This is a genomic window from Aureimonas altamirensis (assembly GCF_001463885.1).
Classification (GTDB): Bacteria; Pseudomonadota; Alphaproteobacteria; order Rhizobiales; family Rhizobiaceae; genus Aureimonas; species Aureimonas altamirensis.
This window is the reverse complement of record NZ_BBWQ01000015.1, coordinates 153,682-167,259: the sequence shown is the minus strand read 5'-3', so window position 1 is coordinate 167,259 and position 13,578 is coordinate 153,682. Positions and strand designations below refer to the sequence as shown.

General features: G+C 67.4%; 10 protein-coding genes. 8 read left to right on the top strand and 2 right to left on the bottom strand.

Annotated elements, in window-relative coordinates; all coding sequences use genetic code 11:
• Nucleotides 1-13 precede the first annotated feature (13 nt).
• From AUL31_RS12125 to AUL31_RS12090, 8 genes are all read left to right on the top strand, one after another.
• The gene (locus AUL31_RS12125) at nucleotides 14-1,384 is read left to right on the top strand and encodes an L-serine ammonia-lyase (protein WP_060606647.1); all 1,371 of its coding nucleotides are present in this window, start codon (nucleotides 14-16) and stop codon (nucleotides 1,382-1,384) included.
• Nucleotides 1,385-1,530: 146 nt separating this feature from the next.
• Nucleotides 1,531-2,823, top strand: a complete 1,293-nt coding sequence (locus tag AUL31_RS12120) for an aromatic ring-hydroxylating oxygenase subunit alpha (protein WP_060606896.1) — start codon at nucleotides 1,531-1,533, stop codon at nucleotides 2,821-2,823.
• 27 nt (nucleotides 2,824-2,850) lie between these two features.
• Entirely contained in the window at nucleotides 2,851-3,951 is a 1,101-nt protein-coding gene (locus AUL31_RS12115; protein WP_060606643.1) for an FAD-binding oxidoreductase, read from the top strand.
• 10 nt (nucleotides 3,952-3,961) lie between these two features.
• Nucleotides 3,962-4,990 carry a GlxA family transcriptional regulator gene (locus AUL31_RS12110; RefSeq protein ID WP_060606640.1) on the top strand — a complete coding sequence of 343 codons (1,029 nt, stop codon included), beginning with the start codon at nucleotides 3,962-3,964 and terminating at the stop codon, nucleotides 4,988-4,990.
• Complete coding sequence (locus AUL31_RS12105; protein ID WP_060606636.1) at nucleotides 4,987-7,026, top strand: oxidoreductase; 2,040 nt, start codon at nucleotides 4,987-4,989, stop codon at nucleotides 7,024-7,026. Before AUL31_RS12110 ends, AUL31_RS12105 begins: the two co-directional genes overlap by 4 nt.
• 22 nt (nucleotides 7,027-7,048) lie before the next feature.
• Nucleotides 7,049-8,941 carry a DUF3483 domain-containing protein gene (locus AUL31_RS12100; protein ID WP_060606633.1) on the top strand — a complete coding sequence of 631 codons (1,893 nt, stop codon included), beginning with the start codon at nucleotides 7,049-7,051 and terminating at the stop codon, nucleotides 8,939-8,941.
• Nucleotides 8,938-10,110 carry an electron transfer flavoprotein subunit alpha/FixB family protein gene (locus tag AUL31_RS12095; protein ID WP_060606630.1) on the top strand — a complete coding sequence of 391 codons (1,173 nt, stop codon included), beginning with the start codon at nucleotides 8,938-8,940 and terminating at the stop codon, nucleotides 10,108-10,110. Before AUL31_RS12100 ends, AUL31_RS12095 begins: the two co-directional genes overlap by 4 nt.
• Nucleotides 10,107-10,868, top strand: coding sequence for an adenine nucleotide alpha hydrolase family protein (locus AUL31_RS12090; protein ID WP_060606627.1), 762 nt, complete (start codon nucleotides 10,107-10,109; stop codon nucleotides 10,866-10,868). Before AUL31_RS12095 ends, AUL31_RS12090 begins: the two co-directional genes overlap by 4 nt.
• Before the next feature lie 7 nt (nucleotides 10,869-10,875).
• Here AUL31_RS12090 and AUL31_RS12085 read toward each other — a convergent pair whose 3' ends face one another.
• Nucleotides 10,876-12,636: an ABC transporter ATP-binding protein gene (locus tag AUL31_RS12085; RefSeq protein ID WP_280137907.1), complete on the bottom strand. Its 1,761-nt coding sequence runs from the start codon at nucleotides 12,634-12,636 to the stop codon at nucleotides 10,876-10,878.
• Nucleotides 12,633-13,577: an acetamidase/formamidase family protein gene (locus AUL31_RS12080; protein WP_060606624.1), complete on the bottom strand. Its 945-nt coding sequence runs from the start codon at nucleotides 13,575-13,577 to the stop codon at nucleotides 12,633-12,635. Before AUL31_RS12080 ends, AUL31_RS12085 begins: the two co-directional genes overlap by 4 nt.
• Between the last annotated feature and the right edge of the window lies 1 nt (nucleotide 13,578).

The window sequence follows — 13,578 nt, the reverse complement described above, 5'->3', positions numbered from 1 at the left end:
AGGTCGGTGCGCAATGGTGTCTCTGTTCGAACTCTTCAAAGTCGGCATCGGCCCGTCCTCGTCGCACACGGTCGGGCCGATGCGGGCCGCCGCGCAGTTCGTGGAGCGGCTCGGCGAACGGCAGGGGCATGGCGAAACGGCCCGGATCGAAGTCGTGCTCTATGGCTCCCTCGCCTGGACGGGGCGCGGCCACGGAACGGCGGAGGCCGTCCTGCTGGGCTTGTGCGGCCAGCATCCGGAAAGCATCGACCCGGACGCGGTCCATGGGCTGGTGGCCGCGATCCGCGATAAAAGGCGGCTTGCCCTGCCCGGTGGCGCCACCATCGAATTCGACGAGGAAAGAGACCTTCTCTTCGATTTCGTCACGGAAGCGCCGGTCCATCCCAACACGCTGAGCTTCGCCGCTTTCGATGCAAACGGCGGCCGGATCGCCGAAGAACGATGGTGCTCCATCGGCGGGGGCTTCGTGGTGCCGGAAGCCGAGGTGGGCCTGGTATCCGAAGAAGCGGCGCAGGTGCCCTTCGGCTTTTCCAGCGGCCGCATCCTTCTGGATGTCGGCCGTCGCACCGGCCTGTCCATCTCCGAGATCGTTCGCGCCAACGAACATGCCCTGCGCGACCCAAAGGCCGTTTCAGCCCATCTGGCCCGTATCGTGGACGTCATGATGGCCTGCATCGACAGGGGGCTTGCCACCGATGGCGAGTTGCCCGGAGGCCTGTTCGTGCGGCGGCGCGCAAGGGCGCTGAAAGCCAAGCTGGAGGCCGACCATCTGCGCAATGCCCGCCACCCGCACGAGATCATGGATTGGGTGAGCCTCTATGCCATCGCCGTCAACGAGGAGAATGCCTCGGGAGGGCGCGTCGTGACCGCGCCCACCAACGGCGCGGCCGGCGTGGTGCCGGCCGTCCTGCGCTATTACCGCGATCATTGTGCCGGCGCCTCGCATGCCGGCATGGAAACCTTCCTGCTGACGGCGACGGCGGTGGGCGCGCTCTTCAAGCAGAACGCCTCGATCTCCGGCGCGGAAGTCGGTTGCCAGGGCGAAGTGGGTGTCGCCTGCTCCATGGCGGCGGCCGGGCTGGCCGCCGCGCTGGGCGCGACGAACGAGCAGATCGAGAACGCGGCCGAGATCGGCATGGAGCATCATCTGGGCATGACCTGCGACCCGATCGGCGGCCTGGTGCAGGTGCCCTGCATCGAGCGCAACGCCTTCGGGGCCGTAGCCGCCGTGCAGGCCGCCTCGCTGGCCATGCGGGGCGACGGGCAGCACATCGTATCGCTGGACAAGGTCATCGTGACCATGCGCGAGACCGGCCGCGACATGGCGTCGAAGTACAAGGAAACCTCGCAGGGCGGCCTGGCCGTCAACCATCCGGAATGCTGACGGACACCCCATCCCGGCACATCCATTTTGCCTAAGTTTAGGGCATGTCGCGAAAGCGCCAATATTCGTCGCTTGCAGTAAAGTAACCGGATAAGAATGGCTCCAGATTGAGCCGATCCGCCGGGCGCTTTCTGGAGGCGAAGCCCATGCTAGACCGCATCGACACATCCCTTGCCGCCCTTATCGCCCGACGCGTTCCGGGCTACTCGCTGGAAGCGCCCTTCTACACCAGTGAAGAGGTGTTCGCGGCGGACATGGAGGCCGTGTTCGAAACGACATGGCTCTTCGTCGGGGTAGAGCCCGACGTGCCGGAGCCCGGCGACGTGATGACGGTCGATATCGGCCGCAACTCCATACTGATCGTGCGCGACGACGACATGAATGTCCGCGCCTACCACAATGTCTGCCGCCATCGCGGCGCCCGGCTCGTGCTGGAAGAGAAGGCGACGGTCGGAAACCTCGTCTGCCGCTACCATTCCTGGACGTACAATCTGGATGGCGACCTTATCCATGCCGAGCATATGGGCGAGGGCTTCGACCGCTCCTGCCATGGCCTGAAGCCGGTTCATATCCGCTCGCTCGAGGGGCTGATCTTCATCTGCCTCGCCGACGAGCCGCCGGCCGACTTCGACGCCATGGCCGACGTGATGGGTCCCTATCTCGCCCCGCACAATCTGCGCGATACGCGGATCGCCTACCAGCACGACTTGATCGAACCGGGCAACTGGAAGTTGACGATGGAGAACAACCGCGAGTGCTATCACTGCGGGGCGAACCATCCGGAGCTGACGGTCCCGCTTTTCGCCTACGGCTTCGGTTTCGCGCCGGAAGAGCTCGACGAGGTGGAGCGCGCCCAGGCCGAACGCTATGGCTGCATGGTCAATGACAGCCACGGCGAATGGGAAGCGGCGGGCGTGCCCTCCGCCTGCGTCGAGCATCTGGACGACATGGTGACGGGCTATCGCACCGAGCGCCTGCCACTGGACGGCGCGGGCGAAAGCCACACGATGGACACCAAGGCGGCATGCCGCAAGCGCCTCGGCACCATGCCGAGCGACAAGATGGGCGCGCTGCATTTCTGGACGCAGCCCAATAGCTGGCACCATTTCATGGGCGATCACGCGGTGGTCTTTTCCGTCATCCCGCTGGATGCCCATCGCTCGCTTCTGCGCACCAAATGGCTGGTGCACAAGGATGCCGTCGAGGGGGTGGACTACGATCTGGACAACCTCATCGGGGTCTGGATGGCGACCAACCAGCAGGATTCCGACCTGGTCGGCTATTGCCAGCAGGGCGCGATGTCGGCCGCCTACCAGCCCGGCCCCTACTCCCCGCATACCGAGATGCTCGTGGAGAAGTTCTGCAACTGGTACATCCAGCGCATGAAGGCCCATTTCACGCCGGGCCGCGCCGGCGTCGATGCGCCCCGCGCGGCTTGAGACGGGAAGGGCCTTGAGTTGAGCGCCATGGATACCGCCCCCCTGCCAGCCCCCACCGGCTATTACGAGTGGGACCCCAACGAGGACGACGTCCTCATCTGCCGCGCCGTGCGGGCCGAGACGCACGATGTGAAGACCTTCGTCTTCGCGCCGCGCAAGGGCCGGCATTTCACCTACAGGCCGGGCCAGTTCCTGACGTTCGAGTTCGAGATCGATGGCGAGACGATCTATCGCTGCTACACGATCTCGTCGTCGCCGACCCGGCCGGATACGGTATCCATCACCGTCAAGCGCGTATCCGGCGGCCCCGTCTCCAACTGGCTGCACGACCATTTCCGGCCCGGCATGATGGTGCGGGCAACCGGCCCGATGGGCGAATTCTCCTGGGCCGAGGCGCCCTCCCAGCCGAAATATCTTCTCCTGTCCGGCGGCAGCGGCGTCACGCCGATGATGTCGATGGCGCGCAGCGCCTACGACCTTGCCGAAATCCGCGATACGCTTTTCGTCCATGCCGCCCGCTCGCCGGCCGACATCATCTACCGCGACGAGCTGGATTTCATGTCGCGGCGCAACCGCTCCATCCGCGTCGCCCATATCTGTGAAGAGGACAGCCCCCACGAAGCGTGGAGCGGCCTGCGTGGCCGCCTGACGCGCCCGATGCTGGAGGCGGTCGCGCCCGACTTCATGGAGCGCATCGTCTTCGTCTGCGGCCCCGCACCCTTCATGACCGCCGTCCGGGAGATGCTGAAGACGGTGGGCTTCGACATGACCCGCCACTTCGAAGAGAGCTTCAACTTCGAGGAGTTGCCGACGCAGGACAGGGAGGCGGTGGAGGAAGCCGCCGAGGAGCTGTCGAGCCAGGTGGCCACCTACCGGGTGGAATTTGCCAAGACGCGCCGTGTCGTCGAATGCCCGGAAAACCTGACGATCCTGGATGCGGCGCGCCGCGCCGGCATGCGCCTGCCATCGAGCTGCGCCAAGGGCCTGTGCGGAACCTGCAAGTCGAAGAAGCTGTCCGGCGAAGTCGAGATGACGCATCAGGGCGGCATCCGCCAGCGCGAGATCGACCAGGGCATGGTCCTGATCTGCTGCTCCAGGCCGCGCTCCGACGTCGTCATAGACCGGTAGGGGATATCGCATGGGAGCCCCGCCCGATATCGCGTCACTCACCAGCTTCGGCTTTTTGACGTTGCCGAACTATTCGATGATCGCCGCCAGCTCGGCCATCGAGGCCTGCCGTATCGCCAATTACGTGGCGGGCGGCGAAATCTATCGCTGGCAGGTCCTGAGCCTGTCGGGCGAGCCGGTGGAAGCGTCCAACGGCCTGTCGCTGGCGCGCACCGGTGCGCTTTCGGGGCCATTCCGCCCGGACATCCTCTTCGTTTGCGGGGGCGTCGATATCCGCTCGGCGGTCGACCGCCGGACGCTGGAGGAGCTGCGCCGCATGGCGCGGCGCGGCCAGCCGCTGGGGGCCTTGTGCACCGGCAGCTTCGCTTTGGCGGAAGCCGGCGTGATGGACGGTTATCGCTGCGCCATCCATTGGGAAAACCTGTCGGCCATCCGCGAGGAATTCGCCGAGGTCGAATTCGTGGAAGATATCTTCGTCATAGACGGTGACCGCTTCACCTGCACCGGCGGCACCGCCCCGATGGACATGATGGCGGCGCTGGTGGAAGCGCGGCTGGGGCGCGGCGTCAAGCAGCGGCTGGCGGAACAGTTCATCCTGGAAAGGTTGCGCGGCGAAGGCGAAAGCCAGCAGCCCCCGGTGGCGCGCCACGGCCCGGCCCATCCCGCGCTCGATTACGCCGCCATGCTGATGCGGCGCACGATGGATGCGCCGCTTGCCGTCACCGCCATCGCGGCGCGCGTCAACCTGTCGTCGCGTCAGTTGGAGCGGCTGTTCCGCCAGCATACCGGCGTCGGCCCGGCGGAATACTATCTGTCGCTCCGCCTGTCCCATGCACGCGATCTGCTGCGTCAGTCCGACATGAGCGTCACGGCGGTCGGCATCGCCTGCGGCTTCGTTTCGCCGGCCCATTTTTCGGCGGCCTACCGGCGGCGCTTCGGCCATGCGCCGCGCAGCGAAAGGGCCCTGCCCCCGCAGCCCGACAAGCGGGCGCGACCTGCCCCGGGGGCGGCGCGCCCAACCGAGGATATCCTGTCATGATCGCCAATGCCGACGCGCTCCTGAAGCCGCTGACGATCAAGGGCCTCACCATCCGCAACCGGGTCATGTCGACCAGCCATGCGCCCGGTTACGGCAAGGACGGCAAGCCGCAGGAGCGGTACCAGCTCTACCACGAGGAAAAGGCCAAGGGCGGCATCGGCCTGACGATGTTCGGCGGCTCTTCCTCGGTTGCCATCGACAGCCCGGCAACGCCCTGGGCGCAGGTGTCCGTGGCGGATGACAGCGTCATCCCGTTTTTCCAGGAGTTTTCCGACCGCATCCACCGGCACGGCGCCAAGCTGATGATCCAGCTTACCCATATGGGACGGCGGACCAAATCCGATACCGACAACTGGATGCCCACCATCGCGCCGTCCATCCGCCGCGAACCGGCGTCGCGCTCCGTGCCGAAGGAAATGGAGCAGGAGGATATCGACCGCGTGGTGCATGCCTTTGCCCAGGCGGCGCGCCGCTGCCGCGAGGGCGGGCTGGACGGCTGCGAGATTTCGGCGGCGCATGGGCATCTGGTGGACCAGTTCTGGAGCCCCTCCTCCAACCAGCGCACCGACGCCTATGGCGGCAGCCTGGAAAACCGGATGCGCTTCGGCATCGAGGTTCTGGAAGCGATGCGCATGGCGGCGGGCGACGATTTCGTCATCGGCATCCGCATGTCCGGCGACGAGATGGTCGGCGACGGCCTGTCGCAGGACGACCTGACGGCGATTGCGGCGGAGTACGCGCGGCGCGGGCTGGTGGACTTCCTGAACATCATCGGCGGGCAGGCACGCGACCATATCGCCCATGCCGTATCCCTGCCGAACATGAGCTTTCCCGTTGCGCCCTTCCTGTACCTGCCGAGCGCCATCAAGCGCGAGGTGGACATACCGGTCTTCCACGCCCAGCGCGTCACCGATCTTGCCAGCGCGGCCCGCGCCGTCGCCGAGGGCCATGTCGACATGGTGGCCATGACGCGCGCCCATATTGCCGACCCCCATTTGGTCCGGAAGCTGCAGGAGGGCCGTGCCGACGATATCCGCCAATGCGTCGGGGCCGGCTACTGCATAGACCGCATCTATGTCGGCGGCGACGCCCTCTGCATCCAGAACGCCGCCACCGGGCGCGAGGCAACCATGCCGCACGACGTGGCACCCGGCACGACGCGCAAGAAGGCCGTGGTGATCGGCGGCGGCCCGGCCGGGCTGGAGGCTGCCCGTGTGCTGGCGCTGCGCGGCCACTCCGTCGTCCTGTTCGAGAAGCAGGCTTCCACCGGCGGGCAGATCTCCATTGCCGCCAAGGCCACGTGGCGGGAGGCCCTGTCCGGCATTTCGCGCTGGCTGAATGCCCAGGTGGTGAAGCTGGGCGTCGATATGCGGCTGGGACAGGAAGCAACGGAAGAGGCGGTGCTGGCGGAAAAACCCGACATCGTCATCGTGGCCACCGGCGGCAGGCCCAACCATGGCCATGCCAAGGGCGCCGACAGCTTCGCCGTGTCCACCTGGGATGTCCTGACCGGAGCGGTGGAGCCGACCGGCTCGGTCCTCGTCTATGACGAGCAGGGCCAGCACAATGCGTCCTCGACCGCCGAGCATCTGGCCAAGCGCGGCTGCCTGGTGGAAATCGCCACGCATGACCGGATGGTGGGCGAGGAAATCGGCACGACCAACCAGCCGATCCATCTTCGCGAGCTGTACAAGCTCGGCGTGGTGATGTCGCCCAACATGGAGCTGATCGAAATCTATCCAGAGGGCAACCGCCTGGTTGCGGCCTTGCGCAACACCTATACCGACACCGAGGAAGAGCGCGTCGTGGACCGGGTCGTGGTCGACTATGGCAGCCTGCCGATGGACCAGCTCTATTTCGGCCTGAAGGAAAAATCCCGCAACCACGGCCAGACCGACCAGGAGGCGCTTGTGGCCGGGCGGCCGCAGCCGGGCGACGGCGAAGGGTTCGCGCTCTATCGCATCGGCGATGCCGTGGCGGGCCGCAACATCCACGCGGCCATCTACGACGCGCTGCGCCTCTGCAAGGATATCTGACCATGGGCCGGGGGTACGCAGAATGACCTCCGCCCTGGGCATCGCCGTCATCGCCATGCTGGTCGTCGCCGCGCTGCGCCTTGCCCCGCGCATCGCCATATGGCGCCGGGGGGCACCGGCAGCGGTGGCGTGGGCTTCCGGCCTTGCGGCGATGCCGCGCCGCTATCTGCACGATGTTCATGCCGTGGTCGCACGCGACCCCTTCACCGCGCGGATGCACGCGCTGGTGGCGGGCGGGTTGCTTGCCGGTTCCGCCCTCGGTCTCATCGGCCTGGCGACGCCGCTGGGGACACTGCCGGCGTTCGGCTGGCTGACCGCCCTCGTCTTCGCGGCGATGCTGGCAGGTGCGGTCATGGTGGGCCTGCGCCGCCGTCCGCCCACGCCGAAGCGCCTGTCCAGGGGGGCGTTCCAGCTATTGCCTGTTCTGCTGCTGGCCTATGCGGCAGGTGGCGCCATGGCCGCACTGCCGCTGTCCCCGGCAGTCAACCTGTTCGGTTTTGCGCTGGCGCTGGCCGGCGGGCTCGGCCTTGCCTACCAGACAGGCGCGGGCCCGATGCGGCATGCCGTTGCCGGTGCGCTGCACCTGGCCGCCCATCCAAGGCCGGGGCGTTTCGACGGCGGGCTGTCCACCGCTCTCCAGGCAGTGGATCTTGCCGATGCCAAGCTCGGCATCGAAACGCCGGCCGATCTGCCGTGGAACCGGCTCTTGTCCTTCGATGCCTGCATCCAGTGCGGCCGGTGCGAAACGGCCTGCCCGGCCTTTGCGGCGGGCCAGCCGTTGAACCCGAAGCGCTTTATCCAGGATCTGGCCGCGGCGTCGACGCCGGGCGGCGACCCGTCCTACGCCGGCAGCCCCTACCCCAATGCCCGCCCCGTTGCCGGTATCAGCGGCATGCACGCGCCCATCATCGGCGCGGAGGGTCTGGTCCACCCGGATACGCTGTGGTCCTGCACGACATGCCGCGCCTGCGTGGAAGAATGCCCGATGATGATCGAGCATGTCGACGCCATCGTCGGCCTGCGGCGTTTCCAGACGCTGGAACTGGGCACCGTGCCCCCCAAGGCAGAGGAAAGCCTGGCCCGCCTGCGCACCGACGACGAAATCGGCGGAAGGCCGCTGGCGGCGCGGGGCGATTTTGCCGGCGGGCTCGCCCTGCCCCTCATGGCCGAAAGGAAACAGGCGCACATCCTGCTGTGGCTCGGCGAAGGCGCCTACGACCTGCGCTATCAGCGCACTCTGCGTGCGCTCGTGCGTCTGATGCATCGTGCGGGCGTGGATTTCGCCGTGCTCGGCGCGGAAGAGCGCGACTGCGGCGACACGGCGCGCCGGCTGGGCGACGAGGCCACCTTTCAGCGGCTGGCGCTCCTGAACATCGCGACCCTGTCGCGCTATCGGTTCGGCCGTATCCTGACGGCAGACCCCCATGCGCTGCATGTCCTGCGCAACGAGTACCCCGCCTTCGGCGGGCATTACGACGTCGTCCATCACACCGCCTTCCTGGACGAGTTGGCGGAAGGCGGCGCCTTGTCCCTGTCCGACCTGTCCGGGCAGGCCGTTACCTACCACGACCCCTGCTATCTCGGCCGTTACAACGGCGAGGTGGAGGCACCGCGCCGGCTTCTTTCGCGGATCGGCATCGAAGTGAAGGAAATGACCCGGCACGGACGCCGCTCCATGTGCTGCGGCGGCGGCGGCGGCGCGCCGCTGGCGGATGTGGAAGGAGACCGCCGCATACCCGATATCCGCATGGAGCAGGCCCGCGATACGGGCGCGGCGGTGGTGGCCGTGGCCTGCCCGCAATGCACGGCCATGCTGGAAGGCGTCGTCGGCGACCGGCCCGACGTTCTGGACATCGCGGAACTGGTGTTGCGCGCGGCGGAGCGCGCCGAAAACCGCATTCCGGTGCTTGCATGAAGCGGGAGCGGAAAGACCCGAGACTGGAGCTTGCACGGCAACTGGTGCCCGGCACAACGCGGCCGCGCTACGACAGGCGCGGCGGCGAGGCGACCGCGCGACGACGGGTAGATCCGAGGGCCGAGAAGATCGCCCAGATGGTGGCCGCCGCGCCGCGGCTGCGGCTGGATCGCGGCCAGCACGCCGGCCTTGTATCGGTTATGCCGCAAGCCGGCGCAGTGGACCCGGGCGCTGAGCGTATCGTGACGATCGAAAATCCCGATTTCTGGGTGCTCGTTTTCGCCGACCCCGGCGATGGACGGCTGTCGCCTGTCGACCGCCAGGTGCTGGGTGCGGCGCGGCAACTGGCCGGCGCAGGCGGCGGCGTCGCTCTGGCGGTCGAGGGGTCGCCCACCGACGCCGGCGTTGCGGGCGCGGACAGGGTGATCACGCTCGCACGGACCGCCCACCCGGAAGACAGGGCGCGGCTGGCGCTTGCCCTCATCGACGCCGTCCGGCCCCGTCATGTGCTGGCGGCCGAGACCGGCGATGGCGGTGACCTTGCCCGCCGCATCGCCGCCGAACGGCAGCAGGCCTTGTTTGCCGGCGTCGAGCAGATATCGGCGCGCGGTGTTGTCCGCGCTCTGCCCGGGCGCGGGCTCGATCAAGTGGCCGAAGCTGCGCCGATCATGACGATCGCGCCCGAGATGATCCTGCCGCACGGCGCCGACCGCCGCGAGGCGCGTCCGATGGCGATCAGCGATCTTCCTGATGGCCGGCAGATGGCAGAGGTGATCCGTCCGCAGGCAGGCTCGCTGCCGCTGGGCGAGGCCGGCTTCGTGGTTTCGGCCGGCAACGGAGTTCATGATTTCGACCTGTTCCGGCAGGTCGCTTCCTTGCTGGGCGGAACGCCGGGCGCAAGCCGCGTCGTCTGCGATGCCGGCCTCATGCCACGCACGGCACAGGTGGGCGCATCCGGAACCGTCCTTGCGGCAGACTGCTATCTTGCGCTCGGTATCGCAGGCGCGCCCCAGCATCTTCAAGGCATCGCCGGTTGCGAGCATGTCGTGGCGGTGAACACCGATCTGCACGCGGCCATGATAGAGCGGGCCGGCCTTGCCATCGTGGCCGATGCGCAGCCCGTGATGGAGGCGCTGAAGCGCCTGCTGGAAGCGGAGCGGCAGCCATGAAGGCGCTGGTACTGCTATCTGCCGGGCACAGCCCAACAACCGGCAACCCCGCTCCCCCAACGGCAGAGCTCTGCGCCATACGACTTGCGTCCGATCTGGGTGCGGAAACCACCGGGCTTCATGCCGGCCCGCACGCCGATGCCGTGCGACCGGCTCTCGGCCATGGCTTGAGTACAATCCGGCATCTGATGGTGCCGGCGCAGGCGGATGTCCTGCCCGTTCTTGCAGACGAGATTTCGCGCATCGGCCCCGATCTCGTGCTGGCGGGCAACCGCGCCACGGGCGGCGGCGACACGGGTCTACTGCCCTATCTTCTGGCCAGGGCGCTGGACTGGCCGATCCTGTCCGATGCGGTGCGCCTGTCCCCGGCAGGCGACGGGGAACTGGTCGTCGAGCAGGCGCTGCCCAAGGGACTGCGGCGCAGGCTGCACCAGCGGTTTCCGCTGTTGGTGACCGTACACCCGACGGCGCCCGCCGCCTTGCCCTACGCGTTCGGTCCGGCACGGCGCGGACACATCGACACGGTGGTTGCCACGCCTGGTTTCACCGAAACGGATGTCGACGGGGAGATGCGGCCGCACCGGCCCAGAGCCCGCATCATGCGCGGCGCGGTCAGCGGCGGCAGCGCAGCCGACCGCCTCAAGGCCGCGACGGCGTCCGCCGCCGGCGGCGGAGACTTGATGGTGGAACCCGATCCGGAAACCGCCGCACGCGCCATACTGGTCCATCTTCGCAAGATCGGCGTGTTGCCGGACTAGATGAATTCTATGCGGCAGAGGGGGCCTCCGCGTAGGCGGATGCCTCGCCGGCAACCAGATGCCCGCCCCCGACATCGTGGAGGACAAGGCGCTGTGGCGCATCGCCCGGCTTGCGCACCGCACTCGGGATGTCTCCGGACTGACGTGGAAAGGCGCTGCGACGGCGGGCCGGGTCCGGCACGGGCACGGCCTCCATCAGCCGGCGCGTATAGGCATGGCGCGGATTGCCGAACACCTGCGCGGCGGTGCCCATCTCCACGATCTGGCCGAGATACATGACGGCCACGCGGTCGGACATATTCTCCACCACGGCCATGTCGTGGCTGATGAACAGATAGGCGATGCCGAATTCGCCTTGCAGCTCCCGCAACAGCTCCAGCACCCGCTTCTGGACGGAGACATCCAGCGCCGAGACGCTTTCATCCGCGATGATGAGCTTCGGCCTCAGCGCCAGCGCCCGTGCGATGCAGATGCGTTGGCGCTGCCCGCCCGAGAACTGGTGCGGATAGCGGCGCATTCCATCGGTGGAAAGCCCGACGCGTTCGAAGAGGGTGGCGACACGGTCACGGCGCTCTTGCGGCTTGCCGATACCGTGGATGGCCAGGGGCTCGGCCACCAGATCGCCCACCGTCATGCGGGGATCGAGTGAAGCGAACGGGTCCTGGAACACCATCTGGACATCGCGCCGCAGCGCCTTGCGCTCTGCGACCGACAGGCCTTCCGCCGGCCGACCGTCAACGGATATCCGGCCGCAATAAGGAACCAGCCCGGCAATCGCCTTCGCGGTCGTCGACTTTCCGCAACCGCTTTCCCCGACGAGGCTCAGCGTCGAGCGTTCCGGAATGTCGAAGGAAACGCCGGCGACGGCATGCACCTCCGCCACGGTGCGGCCCAGCATGCCGCCTTTTATGGGAAAACGCACCGTAAGGTCGCGGATTTGCGCAACGGGCTGGCCGCCCTGCACGGCCAGGCGGGCGCTGCCATCGCCCATGCGCGGGACGGCCGCCAGAAGCTCCCGCGTATAGGGCGTCGAAGGGCTTGCGAAGAGCGGGCCGACATTGCCGCTTTCCACGGCCCTGCCTTGCCGCATCACAACCACCCTGTCGGCCATTTCCGCAACCACGCCCATATCGTGCGTGATCAGGATGACGGAGGTGCCCCGCGCCTCCTGGATCTCCTTCAAAAGGCCCAGCACCTGCGCCTGTATGGTGACATCCAGCGCCGTCGTCGGCTCGTCGGCGATCAGGACGTCCGGCTCCAGCGCCAGGGCCATCGCGATCATCACGCGCTGGCGCATGCCACCGGACAATTCATGTGGATACTGGTTCAGCCGCCGTGCGGCTTCCGGCATGCGCACGGCCTCGAGCGCTTCCAGTGCCAGCTTTCGCGCATCTCCAGCGCCGACGTCGCGATGCGCCTCGATCGCCTCCGATAGCTGGCGGCCGATCGACAGCACCGGGTTCAGCGAGGTCATCGGCTCCTGGAAGATCATGGCGATGCGATCGCCCCGGATGCGCCGCATGGCCCTGTCGGGCAGCCGCGTGATGTCCTCTCCGCCAAGGCGGATATGGCCGCTCGCCACGACGGGGCCGGGTTGCGGCAAAAGCCCCATGATGGCCAGCGACGTCAGCGATTTACCGGAGCCGGACTCGCCGGCGATGCACAGCGTCTCGCCGCGGTGCAGGTCGAAGCTCAGCCCTTCGACCAGCATGCGCGATCCGACCCTGATGCCGAGGCCGTCGACGGAGAGGATGGGGTCTCCCGTCACTCGAACACGACACGCGGAAAGTAGAACGAGACCACCCAGTTGGGCATGTCCACGATCTCGGAGATGCGCAGATCGCCGCAGGTGGACACCAGCATATAGGCATCCACCGGGTTCATGCCGTAGCGCGCAGCCAGAAGCTCGACCATGTCGGCAACGGCCTGACGCGCTCCCGTCATCAGGTCGGGGCCGACGCCTGTCGTCACCTCGTAGCCCTTGGCGTCCAGATGCCGCGTCACCGGGCCGGAGGTGGTGAAGCGCGGCATTGCAAGGTTGGCGCCCTTGACGAGATCCAGCGTCAGCACCGCATTCATCGGGCTTTCGATGGCCGTTCCGCAAACCTCGCCGTCGCCCTGGGCGGCATGGGTATCGCCGACGGAAAACAGCGCGCCTGCAACCTCGACCGGCAGATACAACACCGTGCCGGCGGACAGGTCGCGGATGTCCAGATTGCCGCCAACGCGGCGCGGCGGCACCACGGAGTGGTGCCCCGGTTCCGCAAGCGCATTGCCGATCGTGCCGGCAAAGGGCTTCAGCGGCACGCGCCCATGCGCGCCGAACGCCGCGGGCTCCATGGACTGGGCGTCGTAGCGCCAGATCGTCAGCGCCGGCTCGGTGAACTGGTCGGCCAGAAGGCCGAAGCCCGGAATATTCGCCGTCCAGCCGAAACCGGATGGCTTGAACCCCTCGATCGTCACCTTCACCGCATCGCCCGGCTCGGCCCCATCGATGTAGATGGGGCCGGATACGGGGTTGATCTTGCCGAAATCGAGCGTCGTCACGTCTTCGACGGTGGAGTCGGGCGTCAACTGCCCGGCCGAACTGTCCCGGCACTCGAACTCGATGGTCGCCCCCGGCGCCACGCGGAGCGCCGGTTCGATTGTGTTGTCCCAGCCGAAATGATGCTGGCGACCGTGGATCGTATAGTCGCAGGCCTTGCACATG

Coding starts and splice junctions, on each gene's coding strand:
- AUL31_RS12125 (WP_060606647.1), top strand. CDS start 14: ATGGTGTCTCTGTTCGAACTCTTCAAAGTCGGCATCGGCCCGTCCTCG.
- AUL31_RS12120 (WP_060606896.1), top strand. CDS start 1,531: ATGCTAGACCGCATCGACACATCCCTTGCCGCCCTTATCGCCCGACGC.
- AUL31_RS12115 (WP_060606643.1), top strand. CDS start 2,851: ATGGATACCGCCCCCCTGCCAGCCCCCACCGGCTATTACGAGTGGGAC.
- AUL31_RS12110 (WP_060606640.1), top strand. CDS start 3,962: ATGGGAGCCCCGCCCGATATCGCGTCACTCACCAGCTTCGGCTTTTTG.
- AUL31_RS12105 (WP_060606636.1), top strand. CDS start 4,987: ATGATCGCCAATGCCGACGCGCTCCTGAAGCCGCTGACGATCAAGGGC.
- AUL31_RS12100 (WP_060606633.1), top strand. CDS start 7,049: ATGACCTCCGCCCTGGGCATCGCCGTCATCGCCATGCTGGTCGTCGCC.
- AUL31_RS12095 (WP_060606630.1), top strand. CDS start 8,938: ATGAAGCGGGAGCGGAAAGACCCGAGACTGGAGCTTGCACGGCAACTG.
- AUL31_RS12090 (WP_060606627.1), top strand. CDS start 10,107: ATGAAGGCGCTGGTACTGCTATCTGCCGGGCACAGCCCAACAACCGGC.
- AUL31_RS12080 (WP_060606624.1), bottom strand. CDS start 13,577: ATGTGCAAGGCCTGCGACTATACGATCCACGGTCGCCAGCATCATTTC.